Source organism: Enterococcus sp. DIV0755f (assembly GCF_051713725.1).
GTDB lineage: Bacteria > Bacillota > Bacilli > Lactobacillales > Enterococcaceae > Enterococcus_D > Enterococcus_D casseliflavus.
The window spans coordinates 292,951-316,884 of record NZ_JBIOQL010000001.1; the positions used below are offsets into that span (position 1 = coordinate 292,951).

20 protein-coding genes are annotated in these 23,934 nt (G+C 44.5%); 17 read left to right on the forward strand and 3 right to left on the reverse strand.

The window, feature by feature from the left end; genetic code table 11:
* Positions 1 to 8 precede the first annotated feature (8 nt).
* From IGI73_RS01420 to ftsY, 13 genes are all read left to right on the forward strand, one after another.
* Positions 9 to 1,691: a DAK2 domain-containing protein gene (locus IGI73_RS01420; protein ID WP_005227126.1), complete on the forward strand. Its 1,683-nt coding sequence runs from the start codon at positions 9 to 11 to the stop codon at positions 1,689 to 1,691.
* A 111-nt stretch (positions 1,692 to 1,802) separates the two neighbouring features.
* Positions 1,803 to 3,833 carry an ATP-dependent DNA helicase RecG gene (recG, locus tag IGI73_RS01425; RefSeq protein ID WP_428206916.1) on the forward strand — a complete coding sequence of 677 codons (2,031 nt, stop codon included), beginning with the start codon at positions 1,803 to 1,805 and terminating at the stop codon, positions 3,831 to 3,833.
* Between the two features lie 45 nt (positions 3,834 to 3,878).
* Positions 3,879 to 4,898, forward strand: coding sequence for a phosphate acyltransferase PlsX (gene plsX / locus IGI73_RS01430; RefSeq protein ID WP_016609182.1), 1,020 nt, complete (start codon positions 3,879 to 3,881; stop codon positions 4,896 to 4,898).
* Positions 4,899 to 5,008: 110 nt separating this feature from the next.
* Positions 5,009 to 5,251, forward strand: a complete 243-nt coding sequence (gene acpP, locus IGI73_RS01435; protein ID WP_005227129.1) for an acyl carrier protein — start codon at positions 5,009 to 5,011, stop codon at positions 5,249 to 5,251.
* A gap of 324 nt (positions 5,252 to 5,575) precedes the next feature.
* Entirely contained in the window at positions 5,576 to 6,583 is a 1,008-nt protein-coding gene (locus IGI73_RS01440; protein WP_005227130.1) for an ABC transporter ATP-binding protein, read from the forward strand.
* On the forward strand, positions 6,584 to 7,528 hold the full coding sequence (locus tag IGI73_RS01445; RefSeq protein WP_005227131.1) for an ABC transporter ATP-binding protein: 945 nt from the start codon (positions 6,584 to 6,586) through the stop codon (positions 7,526 to 7,528).
* On the forward strand, positions 7,528 to 8,484 hold the full coding sequence (gene opp4B, locus IGI73_RS01450) for an oligopeptide ABC transporter permease (protein WP_005227132.1): 957 nt from the start codon (positions 7,528 to 7,530) through the stop codon (positions 8,482 to 8,484). The genes IGI73_RS01445 and opp4B overlap by 1 nt, the downstream gene beginning before the upstream one ends.
* A 63-nt stretch (positions 8,485 to 8,547) precedes the next feature.
* A complete protein-coding gene (locus tag IGI73_RS01455) occupies positions 8,548 to 9,417 on the forward strand; it encodes an ABC transporter permease (protein ID WP_153883525.1) in 870 nt (289 codons plus the stop codon).
* Between the two features lie 16 nt (positions 9,418 to 9,433).
* On the forward strand, positions 9,434 to 11,221 hold the full coding sequence (locus IGI73_RS01460; protein WP_016611487.1) for an oligopeptide ABC transporter substrate-binding protein: 1,788 nt from the start codon (positions 9,434 to 9,436) through the stop codon (positions 11,219 to 11,221).
* Positions 11,222 to 11,434: 213 nt separating this feature from the next.
* The gene (gene rnc, locus IGI73_RS01465) at positions 11,435 to 12,127 is read left to right on the forward strand and encodes a ribonuclease III (protein ID WP_005227136.1); all 693 of its coding nucleotides are present in this window, start codon (positions 11,435 to 11,437) and stop codon (positions 12,125 to 12,127) included.
* Between the two features lie 15 nt (positions 12,128 to 12,142).
* The gene (smc, locus tag IGI73_RS01470) at positions 12,143 to 15,721 is read left to right on the forward strand and encodes a chromosome segregation protein SMC (RefSeq protein WP_438759015.1); all 3,579 of its coding nucleotides are present in this window, start codon (positions 12,143 to 12,145) and stop codon (positions 15,719 to 15,721) included.
* Between the two features lie 12 nt (positions 15,722 to 15,733).
* Positions 15,734 to 16,552 carry a Cof-type HAD-IIB family hydrolase gene (locus IGI73_RS01475; protein WP_015508820.1) on the forward strand — a complete coding sequence of 273 codons (819 nt, stop codon included), beginning with the start codon at positions 15,734 to 15,736 and terminating at the stop codon, positions 16,550 to 16,552.
* Between the two features lies 1 nt (position 16,553).
* Complete coding sequence (ftsY, locus tag IGI73_RS01480; RefSeq protein ID WP_015508821.1) at positions 16,554 to 17,846, forward strand: signal recognition particle-docking protein FtsY; 1,293 nt, start codon at positions 16,554 to 16,556, stop codon at positions 17,844 to 17,846.
* Between the two features lie 282 nt (positions 17,847 to 18,128).
* Here the strand turns inward: ftsY and IGI73_RS01485 are convergent, their stop codons facing one another.
* Positions 18,129 to 18,497: a BlaI/MecI/CopY family transcriptional regulator gene (locus tag IGI73_RS01485; protein ID WP_005227140.1), complete on the reverse strand. Its 369-nt coding sequence runs from the start codon at positions 18,495 to 18,497 to the stop codon at positions 18,129 to 18,131.
* A gap of 246 nt (positions 18,498 to 18,743) precedes the next feature.
* Between IGI73_RS01485 and gshAB the strand changes: the two genes are divergently transcribed.
* Positions 18,744 to 21,008, forward strand: a complete 2,265-nt coding sequence (gshAB, locus tag IGI73_RS01490) for a bifunctional glutamate--cysteine ligase GshA/glutathione synthetase GshB (protein WP_428206912.1) — start codon at positions 18,744 to 18,746, stop codon at positions 21,006 to 21,008.
* A 71-nt stretch (positions 21,009 to 21,079) separates the two neighbouring features.
* Here the strand turns inward: gshAB and IGI73_RS01495 are convergent, their stop codons facing one another.
* Both IGI73_RS01495 and IGI73_RS01500 read right to left on the reverse strand, forming a co-directional pair.
* Positions 21,080 to 21,499, reverse strand: a complete 420-nt coding sequence (locus tag IGI73_RS01495; RefSeq protein WP_005227142.1) for a hypothetical protein — start codon at positions 21,497 to 21,499, stop codon at positions 21,080 to 21,082.
* Positions 21,500 to 21,513: 14 nt separating this feature from the next.
* Positions 21,514 to 21,966 carry a YueI family protein gene (locus IGI73_RS01500; RefSeq protein ID WP_010748630.1) on the reverse strand — a complete coding sequence of 151 codons (453 nt, stop codon included), beginning with the start codon at positions 21,964 to 21,966 and terminating at the stop codon, positions 21,514 to 21,516.
* Between the two features lie 107 nt (positions 21,967 to 22,073).
* Between IGI73_RS01500 and IGI73_RS01505 the strand changes: the two genes are divergently transcribed.
* The 3 genes from IGI73_RS01505 to IGI73_RS01515 are packed head-to-tail and all read left to right on the forward strand — an operon-like array spanning position 22,074 to position 23,931.
* Positions 22,074 to 22,643, forward strand: coding sequence for a GNAT family N-acetyltransferase (locus IGI73_RS01505; RefSeq protein ID WP_005227144.1), 570 nt, complete (start codon positions 22,074 to 22,076; stop codon positions 22,641 to 22,643).
* A 15-nt stretch (positions 22,644 to 22,658) separates the two neighbouring features.
* A complete protein-coding gene (locus IGI73_RS01510; RefSeq protein WP_005227145.1) occupies positions 22,659 to 23,036 on the forward strand; it encodes an iron-sulfur cluster biosynthesis family protein in 378 nt (125 codons plus the stop codon).
* Between the two features lies 1 nt (position 23,037).
* Positions 23,038 to 23,931, forward strand: coding sequence for a metallophosphoesterase (locus tag IGI73_RS01515; RefSeq protein WP_151195762.1), 894 nt, complete (start codon positions 23,038 to 23,040; stop codon positions 23,929 to 23,931).
* Positions 23,932 to 23,934: the final 3 nt, after the last annotated feature.

The window sequence follows — 23,934 nt, forward strand, 5'->3', positions numbered from 1 at the left end:
CTATCTAAGTGAAGGTAACGAATATCAGCGCAAGTCAGTTTCAAGAAATGGTGCAGGCAGGCGCGGCTCGTCTACAAGTTAATGCAGAGTTTGTCAACTCATTGAATGTGTTTCCTGTTCCAGATGGAGACACTGGGACAAACATGAATCTATCCATGACCAGTGGAGCAAAAGCGGTCGCAGATGCGACTTCAGAAAACGTCGGCGATCTTGCCGCTACACTTTCAAAAGGACTATTGATGGGCGCACGTGGGAATTCTGGCGTCATTTTATCTCAATTATTCCGCGGTTTTTCTAAAGCTATCCCGACCGCAGAAACACTCACTGCACCAGAATTGGCTCAAGCCTTTACTCATGGAGTAGAAACCGCCTATAAAGCAGTCATGAAACCTGTGGAAGGAACCATCTTGACTGTGGCACGCATCGCAGCTGAATATGGCGAGAAAAAAGCACAAACTACCGATGATTGTATCGAAGTGATGAAAGCCGTGGTTCACGGTGCAAAACGTTCATTGGCGAAAACCCCAGATCTATTGCCCGTCTTAAAAGAAGTCGGCGTGGTAGATAGCGGCGGTCAAGGATTGTTGTTCATTTATGAAGGCTTCTTAAATGCGTTGACGGGTGAATACCCAGCCGATGAAATCTTCGAACCTTCCCCAGCGGCTATGGATGAAATGGTCAATGCCGAACATCATCGCAGCGTTCAAGGACACTTAGCGACAGAAGATATCACCTTTGGTTACTGTACAGAAATCATGGTGAAGATCGGTGAAGGTCCGACTGTAGATAGTGAATTTGATTATGAAACATTCCGTAATTACTTAAATGAGTTAGGGGATTCCTTATTAGTGGTCAACGACGATGAGATCATCAAAGTCCATGTCCATACGGAACATCCTGGCGAAGTCATGAATTATGGTCAAAAATTCGGCTCATTGGTGAAAATCAAAGTCGACAACATGCGTCTTCAGCATGAAACGATTTTGGAACACGACCAGCAAGGTGCAAAACCTGCACCAGTGAAACGTCCACGGACACCATTTGCGATCATCGCGATCGCGGCTGGCGAAGGCTTGAAAGAGTTGTTCACTAGCCTGGGTGCTTCATATGTCATCAGTGGCGGCCAAACGATGAACCCAAGTACGGAAGACATTTTGTTGGCGATCAATGAAGTTAATGCCGACCAAGTGATCGTTCTACCAAATAACAAAAATATCTTTATGGCTGCACAGCAAGCAGCGGAAGTTTCCGAGATTCCAGTAGCGGTTGTTGAAACACGGACGATCTCACAAGGGATGACAGCGATGCTGGCATTCCACGAGCAATCCACACTAGCTGAAAATCAGCAAGCTATGACCGATGTCTTAGCAAGTGTTGTCAGCGGATCAGTGACTCATGCGATCCGTAATACATCAATTGATGGCATCGAAATTACAGAAGGCGACTTCTTAGGAATGGTCGACGGCAAAATCGTTGTTTCTGTTCCGGATCGTTTCTCTGCTTCCATGACTACCTTAGAAAAAATGATCACAGAAGATACTGAGATCGTCACCATCATTATCGGTGAAGAAGGCAAAGCCAAAGAAGCAGCGAAAATCGAAGAAGCGATCGTTGAACTGCATCCTGAGATCGAAGTAGAGATCCATCAAGGCGATCAGCCAGTTTATCCGTATCTTTTCTCAGCAGAATAAACAAATTAGGCGGCGGGGGCAAAAATCGTAGATGATTTTTGGCTCCGTCTTTTTCTATGAATGCAGGAATCTCTGCAATAAACAAAATCACTTTGGAAAAGGAGGGTACCTATGCTGAATCAGCCACTTACGGTATTAAAGGGTGTCGGAGAAAAACGCGCCCAAGACTTGGCGAGTTTAGGGATCGAAACCATTGAAGACCTGCTGAAGTATTATCCGTTTCGTTATGAAGACATTCAAGAACGGCAATTAGCGGAGATTCAAGACCAAGAAAAAGTAACGATCAAGGGGATCGTCGTTTCCCCGCCGGTCGTCAATCGCTTTGGCTATAAGAAAAGTCGGTTGCAATTTCGCATGATGCAAGACCACGATGTCTTTAATGTCTCCTTTTTCAATCAGCCTTATTTGAAGGATAAAGTAGAGGTTTCAGAAGAGATCGCCGTCTATGGCAAATGGGACGCCAAACGCAAAGGACTGACGGGGATGAAAATTCTCGGCAGCAAGAGCGCAGAAGACTTTGCCCCCATTTATCATGTCAATAAAGCCGTGCGTCAAAGTGTGTTGATCGAACTGATCAAACAGGCATTCCTTGATTTTGGTGATCAAATCACAGAGATCTTGCCTTTGTCATTGATCGAAAAATATCGCTTGTTGGATCGGAAATCCGCGATGTTTGCGATGCACTTTCCTAAAGATCCCCAAGAGAGTCATCAAGCGAAGCGTCGGGTGATTTTTGAAGAGTTCTTTTTGTTCCAAATGCAGATCCAAGGACTGAAGAAAAGCGAAAAAGCCGAGAAAAACGGCTTGGCGATCGATTATGATGTGCAACGCTTGAAAGAGTTTACTCGTAAACTGCCCTTTGAATTGACGAATGCGCAAAAGCGCGTGACCAATGAAATCTGCCATGACCTGAAAAGTCCGCAGCACATGCAGCGACTCTTGCAAGGAGATGTAGGAAGCGGAAAAACAGTCGTGGCGGCGATCGCCCTTTATGCCACGATGACGGCTGGCTTTCAAGGCGCGCTGATGGTGCCGACTGAGATTTTGGCCCAGCAGCACCTAGAAAGCTTGAATCAACTCTTTGACCCCTTAGAAGTGACCACCGCTCTTTTGACAGGCTCGACCAAACCAAAAGAACGGCGAGTCATCTTAGAACAATTAGCAGCCGGGGAGATCGACATCATCGTTGGGACCCATGCGCTGATTCAAGAAGGCGTGGACTTTGCACATCTTGGCTTAGTCATCACCGATGAACAACACCGTTTTGGGGTCAATCAGCGAAAAGTCTTACGGGAAAAAGGCTATCTGCCCGATGTGCTCTTTATGACCGCCACACCGATCCCTCGTACGTTAGCGATCACGGCTTATGGCGAAATGGATGTTTCGGTGATCGATGAAATGCCAGCAGGACGGATTCCTGTAGAGACTCGCTGGGTCCGTCCGCCGCAGTTTGAATCGATCTTAGAGTGGGCGCAAAAAGAATTGGCACAAGGGCATCAGATGTATGTCATCTGTCCTTTGATTGAAGAATCCGAAATGCTGGATGTCAAGAATGCCACGGAGATTTATGAGCAGCTGCAAAGTTACTTTTCTCCTACTTATCAAGTGGGGATGCTGCATGGGAAAATGAAGAATCAAGAAAAAGACAGCATTATGGAAGCTTTCAAAGAAAATCAACTGCAGATCTTGGTTTCCACGACGGTCATCGAAGTAGGGGTCAATGTCCCCAATGCTACAGTGATGCTGATCATTGACGCCGATCGCTTCGGGTTAGCCCAGCTTCATCAATTGCGTGGACGGGTAGGGCGCGGCGCCGATGCTTCTTACTGTATATTGATCGCAAACCCGAAGAATGAAACAGGGGTCGAGCGAATGAAGATCATGACAGAAACCACCAACGGCTTTGTAGTCAGCGAAAAAGATTTGCAGTTGCGAGGACCAGGAGAAGTCTTCGGCAATCGACAATCGGGCTTGCCAGAGTTTGCGGCTGCCGATTTGGTCGCAGATGCCCATATTCTAGAAGTGGCACAAGTCGAAGCTGCCCAGCTTTGGCAAAATAATGGCTGGCAGCTGTTGCCAGAATTTTCGGCATTGGCGAACTATTTAGCAGCAAAAAAAGCAGACAAACAATTTTTTGATTAAAGAATATGCTATACTGATTGGGAAAATGAAGGGAGTGGCAGCGAGATGCGGATTGCTGTTGATGCAATGGGCGGAGACAACGCCCCAAAAGCGATCGTAGAAGGAGTCATGCTGGCAAAAAAAGACTTTCCAGAGATTGAATTCCTCCTTTACGGAAAAGAAAATGAAATCAAAAAATACATGACGGATGATAAAAATGTCACCATTATCCACACGGATGAAAAAATCAATAGTGATGATGAGCCTGTCAAAGCGATCAGACGAAAAAAAACCGCCTCAATGGTCTTGGCAGCACAAGCGGTCAAAAATGGTGAGGCAGATGCGATTTTTTCAGCTGGAAATACTGGTGCCTTATTAGCGGCTGGTTTGTTTATCGTCGGTCGGATCAAAGGGATCGACCGTCCCGGATTGATGTCCACAATGCCAGTGATCGGCAAAGATGCTGGCTTTGATATGCTGGATCTAGGTGCCAATGCCGACAATAAACCAGAACATTTGGCAAACTATGCCGTCTTAGGGTCCTTTTATGCCCAAAAAGTTCGCGGGATCAATCGACCACGGGTCGGCTTGTTAAATAACGGAACGGAAGAAACCAAAGGCAGTGAATTAACGAAAAAAGCCTTTGAACTGCTTTCGCAAGACCCGACGATCCACTTTATCGGCAATGTCGAGGCTCGGGAATTATTGGATGGTGCAGCTGACGTCGTCGTGACAGATGGCTTTACTGGAAATGCTGTTTTGAAATCGATCGAAGGAACCGCCTTGAATTTGATGGCGCTGTTGAAACAATCGATTCTCGATTCCGGTGCCAAAGGGAAATTAGGCGCATTATTATTAAAAGATGCGTTGCGGAAAGTGAAAAATGAAATGGATTATGCGAAACACGGCGGTGCCGTATTGTTTGGGTTGAAAGCCCCAGTCATCAAAACCCATGGTGCGACAGGACCAGAAGCGGTGGCGTACACCATCAAGCAGATCCATACGATGTTAGCGACAGATGTCGTGGCACAATTGGTCGCCCATTTTGAAGAAATGCCGACTGACAAAGACGAAACGCAATCATAATGCAATGATTGTAATGAAATTGCAAAAATATCTAGACAAAAAGCATAGAAAGCAGTACAATGTTTGTTAGCCATTCTATGTTTTGTGCAAACGCGTGGAGGTGAAGCCAGTTGACACGAGATGAAGTATTCAAGAAAGTTGCGGTCGTGATCGCCAATCATTTTGAAATTGACGCAGAGAACGTAACGGATACGATGAGCATTAAAGACGACTTGAACGCTGATTCGATCAGTGTGATGGAATTCGTCCTTGAACTAGAAGATGAATTTGGTACCGAGATTTCTGATGAAGATGCCGAGCAGATCGAAACAGTCGGTGGAGCGGTTGATTATATTTCAAGCCATCTTGCTTAAGACAGACATAAGAGCTAAGTCCTAGATGACTTAGCTCTTTCTTTCTCATAATTGATCCGCAGTGATTTTGAGCGGCTTTTCTTTGGTAGCGGAATCTAAAAAACGGTCGTTAAACCTGACATGACGGCGTTGAAAGCATAATGTAAATTTTCTGAAAATTCAGTGTATTAACTTTTCTGGGACTTGCATTATTGGTGGCATTTCTATATAATTATTAAGAATATATTATACAATGTTAAGAAAGCTTTTGGAAATGAAATGCATGTTCCTTCTTTTTTTACATTAAATTGCAAGACATCTTAGAAAGTAGAGAGGGGTATTCGATTGTCCAGAGATAATCAATTACTAGATGTTCAAAACCTTCACACAGGTTTTCGTATTAAAGACGATTACTATGACGCAGTAGATGGTATTTCTTTTACACTGGATCGCAATGAGATCTTAGCGATCGTAGGAGAATCTGGTTGCGGCAAGAGTACGTTAGCTACAACGATCATGGGGCTGCATGACCCAAACAACACGAAAATCACCGGAGAAATCTTATATAAAGATTTAAACTTGTCAAACTTAAACGAAACGCTGTACAACAAAATTCGCGGAAATGATATTGGGATGATTTTCCAAGATCCATTGTCTGCACTGAATCCTTTGATGCGGATCGAAGATCAAATCAAAGAAGGGTTATCCTACCATACGGATATGACCGCCGAACAGCGTCAAGCACGAGCATTAGAATTATTAGAACAAGTGGGGATTCCCAATCCACCGCGAGTAGGACGTCAATACCCTCATGAATTGTCTGGTGGGATGCGTCAGCGGGTCATCATTGCGATCGCAATTGCTTGTAAACCACCAATCATTATTGCGGATGAACCAACGACCGCGTTGGATGTGACGATCCAAGCACAGATCCTTGATCTACTAAAAGATTTGCAAGAAGAAACACAGACGGGGATCATTTTGATCACCCACGATTTAGGTGTCGTAGCAGAGATGGCCGACCGAGTAGCCGTGATGTACGGGGGGCAGTTTGTGGAAGTCGCAACAGCCGAAGAGTTGTTTGCCAATCCGAAACATCCATACACCCGCTCATTGCTTAACTCGATCCCTCAAGAAAATTCACAAGACAGTGAACTGCACGTGATCGAAGGCGTAGTTCCTTCATTGAAAAATATGCCACGGACGGGTTGTCGGTTTGCCGCACGGATTCCTTGGATTCCTGAAAGCGACCACGAAGCAAACCCAGTCTTGCATGAAGTAGCACCTGATCATTTGGTCCGTTGCACATGCTACAAGCATTTTCATTTTAGAGACGAAGAAGGAGAAGTGTAGATGACAGAATTAATTACAATTAAAGATCTGAAAGTCCACTATCCTATTCGCAGCGGATTTTTCAACCGCGTCACAGACCATGTGTATGCCGTTGACGGTGTGGACTTCATCATAGAAAAAGGAAAAACCTACGGATTGGTTGGTGAGTCTGGTTCTGGTAAATCCACGACGGGGAAAGCCATCGTTGGATTAGAAAAAATCACCAGTGGCGAAATCATTTATGATGGGCAAGACGTGACCAAACGTTCCGTCCGCAAAAAAATGAACTACAACAAAGATGTCCAAATGATTTTCCAAGATTCAATGTCCAGCTTGAATCCTAAAAAACGCGTGGTAGACATTATCGCCGAACCATTACGCAACTTTGAACGCTTAAGCGATCAAGAAGAGAAAAAACGAGTGAAAAGCCTTCTGGATATCGTTGGGATGCCAGAAGATGCCCTATACAAATATCCTCACGAGTTCTCTGGTGGTCAACGTCAGCGGTTAGGGGTTGCCCGCGCGGTAGCATCCAATCCAAAACTGATCGTCGCCGATGAGCCGGTTTCAGCCCTTGACTTATCCGTTCAAGCGCAGGTGCTAAACTTTATGAAACGGATCCAGCAAGAATTTGGCTTAAGTTTCTTATTTATCTCTCATGACTTAGGGGTCGTAAAACACATGTGTGACAATATCGCCATCATGTACAAAGGCCGCTTCGTTGAGATCGGGACACGGGAAGACATCTATCAAGACCCGCGTCACATCTATACAAAACGTTTATTATCAGCGATTCCTCAAATCGACGTAAAAAATCGCGATGCTCACAAAGAAAACCGCCGCAAGGTCGAGTTGGAATATGTGACCCATCAAAAAGATTACTACGACGAAACTGGCAGAGTGTATGACTTGCGTAAAATCACCGAGTCGCACCAAGTCGCATTGAAAAACGGGGGTGCTGAATAATGTGGAAAACAATTCTACGTCGTTTGTTGTTGATGATCCCGCAAGTCATTATTTTGAGTATCTTGATTTTCTTGATCGCACAAGCAATGCCTGGGGATCCATTTACCGGTTTGATCAATCCAAACCAAGATCCAGCTGTTATTGAGCGGATGCGTGAAGCCGCTGGTTTGAATGACCCATGGTATACCCAGTATTTCCGTTGGATCGGAAATGCCTTAAAAGGGGACTTTGGTCAAAGTTTCATCTTTAAATTACCTGTTTCAACGTTATTAGCAGGACGTATCAGCAACACATTGTGGTTATCTTTATTGACGGTCATTTTGACTTACGTGATTGCCATTCCTTTAGGGATGTGGGCAGGACGTTACCAAAATTCATTGCTTGATAAAGTCGTCGTTGTTTACAACTTCTTCAGTTTCGCCGTACCGTTGTTTATCTTTGCGTTGATCGCATTGTTCATCTTCGGTTACCGATTGGCTTGGTTCCCAACGGGTGGTTCCGTTGCTCCGGGGGTCAGTGGCATGGCTGAGTTTTGGAGTCGCTTGTATCACCTACTATTACCGGCGATCACTTCTGCATTATTAGGAACAGCAGTGACGATCCAATACTTGCGAAGTGAAGTCATTGATTCGAAATCATTGGATTTCGTTCGTACCGCTCGTTCAAAAGGGGTACCAACGAATAAAGTCTTCTCACGTCACGTTTTCCGTAATGCATCGTTGCCGATCGCATCACAAATGGGCTACGAGATCACTTCATTGATCGCAGGTTCTGTGGTTATTGAAAAAATCTTCGCTTACCCAGGTGTCGGAAAACTGTTTATCGATAGTATCGTCCAACGGGACTATGCCGTGATCACTTCACTGACATTGATCTTAGGACTAGCGACCTTGATCGGTACGCTGCTATCAGATATCATCATGAGTATTGTCGATCCAAGAATCAGAATCCAGTAATAGGAGGGGATAAATGTGTCTGAAAAGAAAGAAAAAGTACTAAAACAAGAGAGCATCCCGCCTATGGGATTAAAAATGATTTTTCGCGAATTCTTAAAAGATAAAATGGCGATCTTTTCATTAGTGTTGTTAGTCGCAGTTTTATTGTTCGTGTTTATCGGCTCAGCAGTTATCGACCAATCACAAGTGATGCGTGTCAGCATCCTTGATAAATACGCTGTACCCGGCGCGATTTCGCCAAACGGCGGCACCTACCTTTTAGGGGCGGATGAAGGTGGCCGTGATGTTTGGGGACAATTGATCATCGGTGCGCGTAACTCAATCTTGATTGGTTTTTCAATCACGATCATTACGTCGATCGTTGGGGTCGGACTAGGGATCATCTCAGGTTACTATGGTGGCATCATTGATAACATTTTGATGCGTATCGTTGACTTTGTTATGATTTTGCCGATCATGTTGATCATTATCGTTATCGTATCGATCGTACCTCGTTATAACGTTTGGACCTTTATATGGGTCATGAGTGCCTTTTACTGGGTCGGAAAAGCAAGGCTCTTCCGAAGTAAGACCCTTTCAGAAGGCCGTCGCGACTATGTTAGTGCATCGAAAACCCTCGGAACCAATGACTTCGTCATCATGTTCCGCGAAATCATGCCGAACCTTAGCTCATTGATCATCACCAACTTAACAATGAACTTTGCAGCGAATATCGGTATTGAAACGACACTAACATTCTTAGGTTTTGGTCTGCCGACCAATGTTCCAAGTTTAGGAACGCTGATCGGATATGCCAGCAGCGGTGATGTGCTGGTCAACAGACAGTGGATCTGGTTACCCGCATCAATTCTAATTTTAGTCTTGATGTTGAGTATCAATTACGTTGGTCAAGCATTTAAGCGTTCAGCGGATGCGCGTCAACGACTAGGATAAACAAGGAGGATACAGGATGAAGAAAAATATTTTTGGTATGGTCACTCTTTTGTCAGTGTTAGCATTGGCAGCTTGTGGCAGCAACGGCGGCGGAACCGATTCTTCTGGTGGCGGCAGCAATGCAGCAAACGATACGGAAGATGTAAGCAACTTCCCAATCGAAGTTAGCAATGATGCAGAGGCAATCGAAGGTGGTACTTTGGATGTTGCAGTAGTGATGGATACGCAATTCCAAGGGTTGTTCCAAACAGAATTTTATCAAGATAACTATGATGCACAATTTATGTTGCCAAGTAATGAAAGTTTATTCGTCAATGACGCTGATTTCAAAATTGTTGACGGCGGGGCTGCAAACCTTGAGCTAGATGAAGACAACAACGCAGCAACAATTACTTTACGCGACAACCTGAAATGGTCTGATGGCGAAGATGTTACGGCAGATGATATCATCTTCACTTACGAAGTAATTGGTAACAAAGATTATACTGGTATTCGTTATGATAGTAACTTTACTAACATTGTTGGTATGGAAGATTACCATGATGGTAAAGCTGATACTATTTCTGGTATCACCAAAGAAAGTGACAAAGTCGTTAAAATTCAATACAAAGAAGTTCACCCTGGTATGATGCAAGCAGGTGGTGGTATTTGGGCTTCAGCATTACCAAAACACGCCTTTGAAGGAATCGAAGTCAAAGATATGGAATCAAGCGATCAAGTTCGTAAAAATCCAATCGTCTTCGGACCTTATGTAATGTCAAATATCGTAGCTGGTGAATCCGTAGAGTACGTTCCAAACGAATACTATTATGGAGATAAGCCAAAACTAGATAAATTATCATTTAAAGCAGTTCCAACTTCATCTATTGTTGAAGCGATGAACGCAAAACAATATGATATGGCTTTATCAATGCCGACAGATACGTATCCTACTTATAAAGATACTGACGGTTATCAAATCTTAGGCCGAACAGATACTGCTTACACTTATTTAGGTTTCAAATTAGGTAAATGGAATGCCGATGAAGGAAAAGTTGAATACAATCCTGATTCAAAAATGGCTGACAAGTCATTGCGTCAAGCAATGGGTTATGCATTAGATAATGATGCTGTCGGAAGCCGTTTCTACAATGGCTTGCGTACAAATGCAACGACATTGATCCCACCAGTATTTGGCTCATTACACAATACAGATGTTGAAGGTTATACTTTAAACATCGACAAAGCAAATCAATTACTTGATGATGCTGGCTACAAAGATGTCGATGGCGACGGTATGCGTGAAGACAAAAATGGTGAGAAATTAACCATTAACTTTGCTTCAATGTCAGGTGGCGAAACAGCACAACCATTAGCAGATTACTACATCCAACAATGGAATGAAATCGGACTTGATGTACAATACACAACAGGTCGCTTGATCGACTTCCAAGCATTCTATGACAAATTGGAAAATGATGATCCTGAGATTGATGTTTACCAAGGTGCATGGAATACTGGTTATGACCCATCACCAATGGGCTTGTATGGACCTAACTCTGCGTTCAACTACACTCGTTTTGAATCAGAAGAAAATACGAAATTGCTAGAAGCAATCGATTCAAAAGATTCGTTTGACGAAGCAAAACGTAAAGAAGCATTTGATGCATGGCAAGAATATGCTGCTGATGAAGCGTTTGTTATCCCAACACTTTACCGTAGTGCGGTGTTACCTGTATCAAATCGCGTCAAAGACTTCACATGGGCTTATGATGTGAATTACAATCCTTGGGCAACAATTTCAGTTACAGCTGAATCTCGTTAATCAATGATCGATGAAAAGACGTCCTTTCCAGGACGTCTTTTTTTTCTGTTTTTTTGCGGGTATCTGAGGAAAACAGGCTTTTTTATACAGGAGAAGATTAAGTAAATAAAATTATATTACAGTCTTTCCAAGAATTTGGAGGAAACATTTCATAATTCAGCAAAAACCAGTATAATAGGGAAGTGTCGATAAACTAATGAAGGAATGTGACAAATGAATACACAATTAACGAAAGAACTAAAAGAAAAGTTTGATATTGTGTTCCATGATGTAGATCTGCTTGAACAAGCGTTTACGCATTCATCTTATGTGAATGAGCACCGCAACTTGCACTTGTCAGATAACGAACGTTTAGAGTTTTTGGGCGATGCTGTCTTAGAGTTGATCGTTTCACGGTATTTGTATCGTGAATTGCCAGATCTGCCCGAAGGTAAGCTGACGAAGCTACGGGCGGCAATCGTTCGCGAAGACAGTTTATCCATGTTTGCCAAAGATTGCCGATTCGATGAATACATTCGTCTAGGCAAAGGGGAAGAAAACTCTGGCGGTCGTAAACGACCTTCTTTGCTTTGTGATCTATTTGAAGCCTTTTTAGGTGCGTTATACTTGGACCAAGGATTGGAAAGTGTCAGCGGCTTTTTGACGAAAGTTGTCTTTCCAAAAGTAAAAGCAGGTGCTTTTTCCCATGAGATGGATCACAAGACCCGCTTGCAAGAAGTCTTGCAGCGTGGCGGCGATGTTTCCATCAATTATCGTTTGATCAAAGAAGCAGGCCCCGCCCATGAACGGATTTTTTGGACGGAAGTCTATTGCGATGATACCTTGATCGGAAAAGGACAAGGGAAATCGAAGAAATTATCAGAACAGGACGCCGCTGCGAATGCCTTGGCGGATCTTGAACAGTAAGAGAGGACTGGCGGAGTGTATTTAAAACGAATAGAGATTGCCGGCTTTAAATCCTTTGCCGACCGCACAGTCATTGATTTCGAACATCGAGTGACTGCAGTCGTCGGACCAAATGGCAGCGGCAAGAGCAATATTACCGAAGCGATTCGTTGGGTTTTAGGAGAACAATCTGCCAAAAATCTACGTGGTGGCAAAATGCCTGATGTTATTTTTGCAGGTTCTGACACCCGCAGAGCGCTAAATATAGCGGAAGTGACGATCGTTTTAGACAATAGCGATCATTACTTGCCGATGGATTACAGTGAGATCAGCGTGACTCGCCGCTTGAGAAGAACCGGCGAAAGCGACTTTTTCTTAAATAAACAAGCTTGCCGCTTAAAGGATATCCAAGAGCTGTTTATGGACTCTGGGTTGGGGAAAGAATCATTTTCGATCATTTCCCAAGGCAAGGTAGAAGCAATTTTCAGCAGCAAACCAGAAGACCGTCGTGGGATTTTTGAAGAAGCGGCGGGGGTATTGAAATACAAACAGCGGAAAAAGAAAGCCGAGCAAAAATTGTTTGAAACGGAAGACAATTTAAGCCGTCTACAAGATATCATTTATGAACTAGAAGATCAGTTGGTGCCTCTGGCAGCCCAAAGTGAAGCAGCCAACCGCTTTTTAGCGTTAAAAGAAAAATTGACGACGGTCGATGTGGCCTATGCGGTCTTAGAGATCACGAAAGCAAAAGAAGCGTGGGAGACAGCCAAAGCTCAACTGAGTACCTTTAACCAAGAACTGGCGCAGATTTCCGAAAAGATCAACCAAGGGGAACTGTCGTTACATTCTTTGCGGCAACAACGTACTGCTTTTGATGAAACGTTGGAGCGTTTGAATCAGCAGCTTTTAGAGGTCACCGAAGGACTGAAGCAAGCCGAAGGGCAAAAAGAAGTCTTGGATGAACGTTCAAAGCATACGCAAAAAAGCTCTGCCGAATACCAAGAAACTTTAGAGGAAGTCACAGAGCGGGTCACACTTTTAAATGAAGAAAAAACGGAACTGATCGGCTTGCTTTCACAAAAGAATCGTAGTGTGCAGGAAGTTGAAGCAGCGATGCTGGCGTGTCAGCAAGAGCAGGAAAAGTACCAACGTTCAGCAAAAGAAATCATTGAAGAGTTGCGTAGCCAATATGTCGAAGCCATGCAGGAGCAGGCAACGATTGGAAACGAATTGAAATACTTGGAGCGTCAATACCAACAAGAAGCCGCGAAAAATCAAACGGCGCTAAGCAAGCAGACGCAAATGAATACGTCGTTGAAAGAAAAGACGACGGAAACGCAATTCGTGGAAGAGCAGCTGACGCAGGCTAAGGCGATTTTAGAAGAACAACGCAAGCAATACATTCATCTTCAAGAAAAAGCTCAGACCAACAAAAAACGCTTTGATGAAGAACAAAAGAAAATGTATCAGTTAATGAGTCAAGTGCAGCAGGTACGAGCGAAACAGCGCAGTCTGCAAGACATTCAAGAAAATTATAGCGGCTTTTATCAAGGCGTTCGCTTGATTTTGAAAAACAAACAGCAGATCAGCGGTATCGTTGGCGCAGTAGCGGAGTTGATCGATGTGCCGCAAGACTATACCGTGGCGATCGAGACCGCATTAGGCGCCGCTGCACAGCATGTCGTCGTTGAAAATGAACGGGATGCGCGAGCAGCCATCACGTATTTGAAAGAAAATCGAGGGGGGCGTGCAACCTTCCTACCGCTGACGACCATCAAAGCCCGTCATTTGCCAGATTATGCCCGCAATCAGGCCAAGCAAGTGTCTGGATTTATCGGCGTTGCCAGCGAATTGGTCCAGTCGCCCGAACACGTCCAAACCATTACGGATAACTTGTTAGGCAGTATCTTGATTGCCGAAGACTTGCAAAGTGCCAATGCGTTAGCACGGGCATTGAACTATAGCTATCGGGTCGTTTCTTTAGAAGGGGATGTCATGAATGCTGGCGGTTCCATGACGGGTGGCGCAACGAAGAAAAATGCCGGTAGTTTGTTTAGTCAAAGCAACGAGCTGCAACAATTGACGGCACAAGCGGCGCAACTGGATGAGCGGCTTTTAAAAACGGAAAAGCAAGTCCAGCATTTTGAAGCAGCGACCAAAGAAGCACAAGCAGCATTAGAAGAATTGCGGACGCAAGGAGAACAGGCTCGCATGACGGAGCATGAGCTGCAAAGCCGCTTACAAAATCTTGAGAATGACCTGATCCGCTTGAAGCAAGAGCAGCAAGTGTTTGATTTTGAACATCGCGAAGTGCAAGCCTTCTTTGAGGAATATGATGAGAAGAAGACGAGCTTAGAAGAACAGCAAAAGAATATTGCGGCGCAATTGGCGAAAATCGACCAAGATATTCATCAAATGAATGCCGAAGAAGACTTGATCGAGGAAAAACGCCAAACCTTAGCACAAGAAAGTGCGCGCTTGCAGGCAGCTTTCGCAGTTCAAAAAGAACAAGTGGCCCATTTGCAGCAAAAAATTGCCGCTACGAATCAAGCATTAGAAGAAAACGAAGCGCGTCAACTCTCCTTAGAACGGCAGTTAGCTGCCTTGACAAGCAACGTCAGCGATCATGAGTTTTCAGAAGAAAGCATTCTTCAGCGAATTGAAACCTTCACAAAAACCAAGCAGCAGGTAACAGCGGAATTGACGGTGATTCGTGAACAACGTCAAGTCGTTCAACAAGAAATCGGCACATTAGACGAAGCCCTGAGTGCTGAAAACTTAACGCAAAAAGAAAAGCTGTCAGAAAAAACCGAAGTTGAGATCGAAAAAAATCGCGCAGAATTGGTGATGGATAATCGTTTGTTGTATTTACAAGAAGAATACAATCTCACCTTTGAAAAGGCAGCGCAAGATTTCCCTGAAATCGAGGATGCAGAACAAGCCAAAGTCGACATTCAGGAACTAAAACAAGCGATCGAGCAAATTGGTCCAGTCAATTTAAATGCGATCGAACAATATGAGCAAGTCAATCAACGGCATTTGTTCTTGACGAGTCAGCGAGACGATCTGCTGTCGGCTAAAGCACAGCTATTTGATACGATGTCTGAAATGGATGAAGAAGTCAAAACCCGTTTCGGCGAAGTCTTCGATGCGATCCGTTTGCAATTCAAACAAGTATTTCCTAATATGTTTGGCGGCGGTCATGCGGAATTAGTCTTAACAGATCCGAAAGATTTATTGAACACTGGGATCGAGATCGAAGCCCAACCACCGGGCAAGAAATTGCAAAACCTCAGCTTGCTATCAGGGGGCGAACGGGCACTGACTGCGATTGCGTTATTGTTTTCCATTATTCAAGTTCGTCCAGTACCGTTTTGTGTGCTTGACGAAGTGGAAGCAGCATTGGATGAAGCCAATGTCTCTCGTTTCGGTCATTACTTGAGTGCTTTCCAAAATGATACACAGTTTATCGTCGTAACTCACCGTAAAGGAACGATGGAGGCAGCAGATGTGTTGTATGGTGTGACCATGCAAGAATCTGGAGTGTCGAAGACCGTGTCCGTGCGCTTAGAAGAAGTGCGTGAAGGCGGTAGTTTTGCAGCAGATCAAGCATAGAGGAGGAATGATATGATTAAACTGATTGCGATCGATTTAGACGGAACGTTATTGAATGACAAAAAAGAAGTGACTCCTCGCAACAAAGAGGTACTTGCTCGTGCCAAAGCACAAGGCGTAAAAATCGTCATTTGTACGGGACGTCCATTACGGGCGATCCGTCCGTACTTAGAAGAATTATCGCTGAAAGAACCCGGCGACTATAGCATCACCTTTAACGGCGGTTTGGTTCAAAAAAATGAGACTGGCGAGATCATTGAAAAAGCAGCGATGCAGCTGGCAGATATCCATGAATTGGTTTCAGTGGCGGAAGACTTGAATTTGCCTCTAGACGTGGTATCTGAAGAGATCGTCTTGAGTTTACCCACTTCAGCAGCGCATCCATCGATTTATGGCTCGTTGAATCCTTTATTGGATTGTCGTCCTTTTGCCGTAGCTGATCTTGATGAATCGATGCTCTATAATAAAGCGGTGATCGCCTACCATCAGGAAGTCTTGGATCCTAAGATCCCTGAGATTTCCTCAGAGATCCGCGAGAAGTATGAAATCATCAAAAGCCGGAATAACCTGTTGGAATTTATGCCTAAAGGAATCACCAAAGCCTATGGTATCAGCCTATTGGCGCAAGATTTAGGGATCAAGCAAGAAGAAGTGATGGCGATCGGTGATGAAGAAAATGACTTGCCGATGATTCGCTATGCTGGGATTGGCGTAGCGATGGCCAATGCCGTGCCAATCATTAAAGAGGCGGCTGACGTTGTCACCGTTTCAAACCAAGAAGACGGTGTGGCAGCAGTGATTGAAGAATATGTCTTAAAAGGAGGTGTGTAAGATGGGATTTTTTGACAAAATCAAAAAAGCGCTGATTGGAGAAACCAAAGAAGCAGAGCAAGAAACCGACAAACCGTTAGTCGATGCTGACTCACCAGAGGCACAGCGTTCAGAAGAAAGCCAGCCAGCACAAACTCCTGCTGAACAAGGCGCTTCAGAACCAGTGGCACCTGCAGAAGCCGCCGACTCCAGTGATTTGGAGGCAGAGCAAGAAACTGCTGAAGTGTCCCCGCAGCAAGAAGCAACGACAGCGAATAAAGGAGAAGAAGCACCAAGTATTCCAGAAGAAGTGGCTAAGGATACACCATCAGAGGAAACTCCAGCGGCTACACCAATCCTTCAACCAGCGCCAGAAACGGAAAGTGTGCAGGATAAATACACCAAAGGATTGACGAAATCACGGAAAACCTTTGGGCAACGGATGAACGAATTGTTTGCCAACTTCCGTACGGTGGACGAAGACTTCTTCGAAGAAGTGGAAGAAACGCTGATCGGCGCAGACGTCGGCTTTGATGCGGCGATGAAGATCGCGGATGCATTGAGACAAGAAGTCAAACTACGTAATGTGAAGAAAACGGCAGATGTCCAAAATGTCATCATCGAAAAATTGGTTGACCTATATGGGGAAGCAGGTGTCGGTGAAGTCAACGAGTTGAATATGCAGTCGGGGTTGACCGTCATTTTATTTGTTGGCGTGAACGGTGTTGGAAAAACCACCAGTATCGGGAAATTAGCCCACCAATTCAAAGCCGAAGGCAAGAAAGTCTTATTGGCTGCAGCGGATACTTTCCGTGCCGGTGCCATCGATCAATTAGTGGTCTGGGGTGAACGGGCTGGTGTTGAAGTCGTTCGTGGCAATGCAGGAGGCGATCCAGCAGCAGTCGTGTTTGATGCGATGGAGCGCGCAAAACGAGAAAATGCTGACGTTTTATTAGTAGATACAGCGGGTCGTTTGCAAAACAAAGTCAATTTGATGAACGAACTAGAAAAAATCAAACGGATCATTCAACGAGTGGACCCAACGGCCCCTCATGAAGTCCTGCTCGTGTTGGATGCAACAACAGGTCAAAACGCGATGAATCAAGCAAAACAATTTAAAGAAACGACGGATGTTTCTGGTCTCGTCTTAACCAAACTTGATGGAACAGCCAAAGGGGGGATCGTCTTGGCGATCCGTAACGAGCTGCGGCTGCCTGTCAAATTAGTGGGACTCGGAGAAGGTATCAATGATTTAGAACCATTTGATCCAAATGAATTTGTCGTTGGCTTATTCAAAGGCTTGATCAAAGAATAAAAAAACAGAGCCCTGTGTTAGGTGATACACCTACACATGGCTCTCCTTTATTGTTGCTTTTGTGAGATCAAAGGGAAGAGAAAACGGGTCGTCGTCTCTTTCCACGAGCTTGACTTGTGACGTAAAGCTGAGAACACTTGGCTTGGCAAATGTGGGTACAGCGATGCACGACTTTGCCAAAAAATCAGGAAAAGCAGTTTGAAGGCTTCGTTTTCTTCTGCACTGTCTAAAAACTTTGGGAAGTATCAGGCAGAATACAACGAGTTGAACGATGGGGAAAGATTATTTCTTAAGTTCCCCTTGGCGCTCAGTGATCATTTTTTCCAAGTTGTTCAATGTATCGATATCTTTATTGGTTTCGATAAAGTTCGTAATCAAATTCAATAAAGATTGATCAGACAATTCTGCTGCTAAGAAGTCTTCTTGGGTCACATTCGGAGAATACAACCGAGTCAAAACAGTACCGCTGTAGCCGATATCCGCTACTTTCAATAAGTCGTGGTTTTTTAGTTTACGTACGACTGCTTGAATGGTATTCTTGCTTAGATCTTGCTGTTGGACAGCAATGTCATTTGCAGAAAGAGGTTTGTCTGAATTCCAAAAGATATTCATGATTTGACGTTCGCGTTTGGTAAGATTAAGTGGCTTCATTCACTATTCTTCCTTTCAAAAAAGAGTAATATGGACATAATAATTTACTGTTCTATAAGCAGTATACTTTATTTTGAAGGTAAATATCAAATTTATTCAAGTATTTTATAAATTCTTGGTAATTTTAGTAAGAGATATTACAAGTGAGGAGCAAATTTCTGCATTTTTCACCAGTTTTCACTATAATAGATGGAAAGAAATAGCATTTGAGAAAAAATTTAGTAGAAGAACATAGAGGGCAGTCGAATGAAAATAAAAACATTGTTATCACATAAAGAGCTTTTTCCCTATTTATTGAAAGGACGCTACGGGATTGAGCGTGAAGCGCAGCGGGTGCGGCTCGATGGGACGTTTGCAGGTACCGATCATCCTAAAACGTTAGGCAATCGACGCTTCCATCCGTATATCCAAACGGATTTTTCCGAAAACCAACTGGAACTGATTACGCCCGTTGCTGATTCCGTGGATGAATTGTTCCGTTTTTTAGGGGCTATTCATGATGTGGTGTATCGTTCGATGTCAGCAGAAGAAATGCTCTGGCCATTGAGTATGCCACCGGCTTTACCAGAAAAAGAAGAAGACATCGTCATTGCTAAATTAGACCAATTTGAAGATGTGCTCTACCGCCGCTATTTAGCCAAAACATATGGTCGCCGCAAGCAAATGGTCAGTGGGATTCATTTCAATTTCGAATTTGCGGAAGACTTTTTGCAGCAGCTGTATGCTTTGTCTGAAACGAAGGAAAGCTTCCAGACGTTTAAAACGGCACTTTATTTGAAAGTAACTCGCAATTATTTGCACTATCGCTGGTTTTTGACGTATTTCTTTGGGGCGACTCCTGCTTCAGAAGCCAATTATTTTACGACAGAAAACGGACCGCAAGAACCAGTCCGTAGTATTCGCAATAGCCGCTATGGGTACACGAATCACGAAGACGTCAAGGTATCTTACGCTTCGTTAGAGACCTATCTTGCAGATATTGCCAAATTAGTGGAGACGGGAAAGCTTTCAGAAGAAAAAGAATTTTATGCGCCAGTGCGTCTACGTGGGGGAAAACGGGTCGCAGATTTAGCCTCAGCGGGTATCCGTTATATTGAGTTAAGAAATATTGACATCGATCCCTTTGCCCGCTATGGGATTTCCAAAGAGCAAGTCGCATTCTTGCATTTCTTCTTATTGTTTTTAAGTACAAAAGAAGAAGGCAGCGATGCGGATGCGTGGATCGAAGAGGGCAATCAGAAAAATGATCAGGTCGCATTAGAACATCCGCTTGCACCTTTGACTTATCAGCAAGAAGCGCAAGCGCTGATTACTGAAATGATGGACTTTGCCCAAGCCCTTGAGCTGCCGCATCCACCATTTTTGGATCAGCTCTCAGAAATGCTGGCTGAACCAGAAAGAACCTTCGCGGGACGTCTTTTCTCAGCAAGTCAAGCAACCAGTCAAGCCCAGACAGCAACAGTGCTGGGACAAAAGTATCATCAAGCTGCTTGGGAAAAACCGTATCAATTAGCTGGCTTTCGAGCAATGGAATTGTCGACCCAGATTCTCTTGTTCGATGCGATCCAAAAAGGAATCGAAGTGACGGTACTGGATGAAACGGATCAATTCTTGAAATTAGCCGTGAAAGACCACATCGAATATGTTAAAAATGCCAATATGACCAGTAAGGATCAGTACATCGTCCCATTGATCATGGCGAATAAAACGGTCACTAAAAAAATCTTAGCCGAAAATGGCTTTCATGTACCAAGTGGCGCTGAGTTCGCTTCGGCAGAAGAAGCGATCGCGTTTTATCCTCAGATTGCCCACAGCGGGTTTGTGGTAAAACCAAAAACCACCAACTATGGGATCGGTATCTCGATTTTCAAAGAAGGTGCCTCTTTAGCGGATTATCAAGCGGCGGTCGCCATTGCCTTTGCGGAAGATGATTCGATCCTCGTTGAGACTTTTTTGTCAGGGACGGAATATCGGTTCTTCGTGATCGATGGGCGAGTCGATGCGATTTTACTACGTATCCCTGCCAATGTCGTGGGTGACGGCAAGCGCACGATCACGGAACTCGTCGCAGAGAAAAATCTCGATCCATTGCGCGGCACCCATCATCGGACCCCATTAGAGCTGATCCAATTAGGGGAACTGGAACAACTGATGTTAAAAGAGCAAGGGTATCAAGTGGATTCAGTACCCGAAGAGGGGCAGATCGTTTATTTGCGAGAAAACTCGAATATCAGTACTGGCGGTGATTCTATCGATGTGACGGATGACTTCAACGATGATTACAAACAAGTAGCAGTCGATGCGGTAGCCGCATTACAAGCATCTATCAGCGGAATCGATCTGATTATTCCAGATAAAACCAAGCCAGCCAATGAACCGGGGGCTTATGGAATCATTGAAGCCAATTTCAACCCAGCGATGCATATGCACGTTTATCCATACAGCGGGAAAGGCCGACGCTTAACTATGTCTGTTTTACGCCTGTTGTTCCCTGAAGTTTTCGAGAGCTGATGGAAGTACAAAAAGCAAAGAACTGCACACTTTGGAAGGAGAGTTCCTTTCAAAGTGTGCAGTTCTTTTTATTAGGATTCAAAAGCAGCGATCTCAATCGTTTGTTTTGTTTCTTCCACCTTGAGACCCGTTCGGGCTTCCCACCATTGTTTCATTTCTTTTTCATACGTGGTAGGAAAACGTTGGATCAAGGTTAATAACGGTACGCCTTGAATCGAGGCGTAGGGAAAGTTTAAAACCAGATTGTACTTCAGTTCCGACAGGAGGCTATAATATTGAAACATCATAAAGTTCATTTCATTCTTATCCTCCAGCAGGAGTACTTTCGGAGCGCGATCCAGCATAAAACCCAAGCTGCGCATCATGAACAATACGCCATCTAGATGGCTGGATTCGATCGTGGGTGCCGTTTTTAACAAATCGATATGCAGATCCAAAGCATCAAGCAGTTCTTTCTTTAATGAAAGGTAGGGCGGTGTTGATTGTTCCATGATAGTTCCTCCTTTTAATGGAAAAGACGTTTCCAAAATGACGTTTTCTCTGGTTGTTCCTGCTCTTTATCCGATGGAGCAGCAGCTGCAGGGAATTTTTTTTCGATATCGATGACGTCTTCATTGACGGCTTCTTTCCCAGCAATCAGCAAGCCGATACTGTCTGGACCGGCATCTTGGGCATCGGAGACGATCCGAAATTCCATCTGTTGCTTGGTCAGTAAAGTGATGTAATCGGTCTGGATCGATTCTGGCAATTTTCCATTAAGCAGCACGAGCGCTCCTTGATAATCTGGTAAGGCGTTCAAGAGCGTTTTCTGGTTGTCCTTCTTCTTCATTTCTGTTACTGTCATACTAAGATAACACCGTTCACGAAACGTGCCTAAATACTTGCGCTGTTCATCTGGGTTGACGCGAGGCGTCCCATACATTCCTGTATCAAGGCGTTTTTCTAATTCGTCTGACATTGAAGTATCCTCCTCAAAGCGTTTACTTATGCTTATTATAGCATATCCAGCAAATAGCAAAAGAGGGGTGCGATCGTGAGAGAGTATTGACAGAAAGTAGGGATCCTATGACAACAAAAGAACGACATTTGCTATTGTTAGCAGAAAATCAACGGTTGGAGACACCGAGGCTGCTCTTGCGTCCTGTTTCCTTGGCAGATGCAGCGGACATGTTTGCCTATGCAAATGATGAAGAAACGACGACCTTCGTCTTTGCTAGACATGGGTCGGTTGAAGAAACAAAACTGCGCATCGCCGAGTATTTTGTTGCTGCACCCTTAGGAAAATTTGCGATCGAAGAAAAAGACTCAGGAAAAATGATCGGGACCATCGATTTGCGGGTAGAATCAGAAAAAGAGATCGCTGAACTCGGTTATACATTAAGTCGCGATTATTGGGGGCAAGGGATCATGCCAGAAGCGGCAATGGCATTGCTGCATTTCGGTTTTGAAACACTCGAATTGATTCGAATTTTTGCTCGACATGATGCCCGAAATCCCAAGTCTGGACGGGTCATGGAGAAAATTGGGATGAAATTGGAAGCAACGATCCCAGCTGCCCGCAAATCGGGTGAAGAAATCATCGATGAAGTCACGCGCGGCATCACCCTGGAGGAATGGAAAAAACGTATCATGTAAAGGAGGGCTCTCGTCATGGAACTGAACATTGAGCCAGCAGCAATTGAAAAAATAACCCCTTATGTGCAGCCAGATGATCGTCTCTATTTGGATTTTGAAGACGGCGTCGGTCCGTTTCCTGCAACGGAGATCACCTGCCGTTTGGACATCCATTTTCGCCTGATCATCGTGCCGCAAAGCTATCCAGAAGAAGGATTGGCGATCTACGACACCCCTTTAACGACACCCTTAGGCACGATTTGGTTGAAGCAAGGGGCTCAGGTGTATTTAGAAGAACAGACTCGGATGCAGGTGGAACCGACCTATCAACGGTTGCAATTGGTGGGAAATAGCGGGATCTTAGCTAACGATGTCCAATTGTTACGGATCGAAAAGCAGACGGCGGGCCGCTGAGATGGGCACGCTGGCGGTTATTAGCGACTTGCACGTCGATATCAACCAATTATTTGATCCCCATCTGCAGCTGATCGCTGATTATTTGCAGCAAAATCAGGTGACCCATCTGCATCTGGCAGGAGATGTGGCGAATAAAAAACAACGGCTATTAGACGTGGTCGCATTTTTTCAAAGTCGACAGGTGCCAACGACCTTTCACTGGGGCAATCATGAAATGGTGGACTTGACGGAACAAGAGATCGAGGCTTTCGATGATCCCGCCTTTCTTAATTTTCAGACGTATCGCTTATCAGAAAAAACACAGCTGTTGGGAATCAATGGCTGGTATGACTACCAATATTCTGATCTGACCAGTGAAGCTGAGATCTTGCGGCTGAAAAATTTGTTTTGGTATGACCGCATGATTCAACGAAAGGGATCGGATAAGGAGATCAGCCAAGCCATCAATGAGCGTTTAGCGGAAACATTGGCCCATTTGCCGCAAGACCAAGAAATTCTTCTTTCTACGCATTTTGTGCCCCAAGAAGCGTTTATTGTGCGGCAGACCGGCAAGTACGCCCGCTGGAACCACCTAAATGCTTTTTTGGGGTCGCCTGATTTTGGCGCAGTGATCGATCAGTACGCCAATGTGCGGGCAGTCGTCTTTGGGCATACCCATCGACGCTTTGAGAAAAAAGAACTTGCGGGAACCAGCTACTATTGCCGTCCCTTCGGCTACTATTATGAATGGCAGTTGACCCGACGCTTCGTTTTGGAAAATCACTTAGCAGAAGCATATTCTCCAACGAAAGTTCGGACGTTGCTGCGAAACCATCATGAGGCATTTGAGGACTATAAAACGGCGCATCTTTTAGAGGAATTGGCGCAAGCGATCACGCTGCTGCCGTATTAGCGC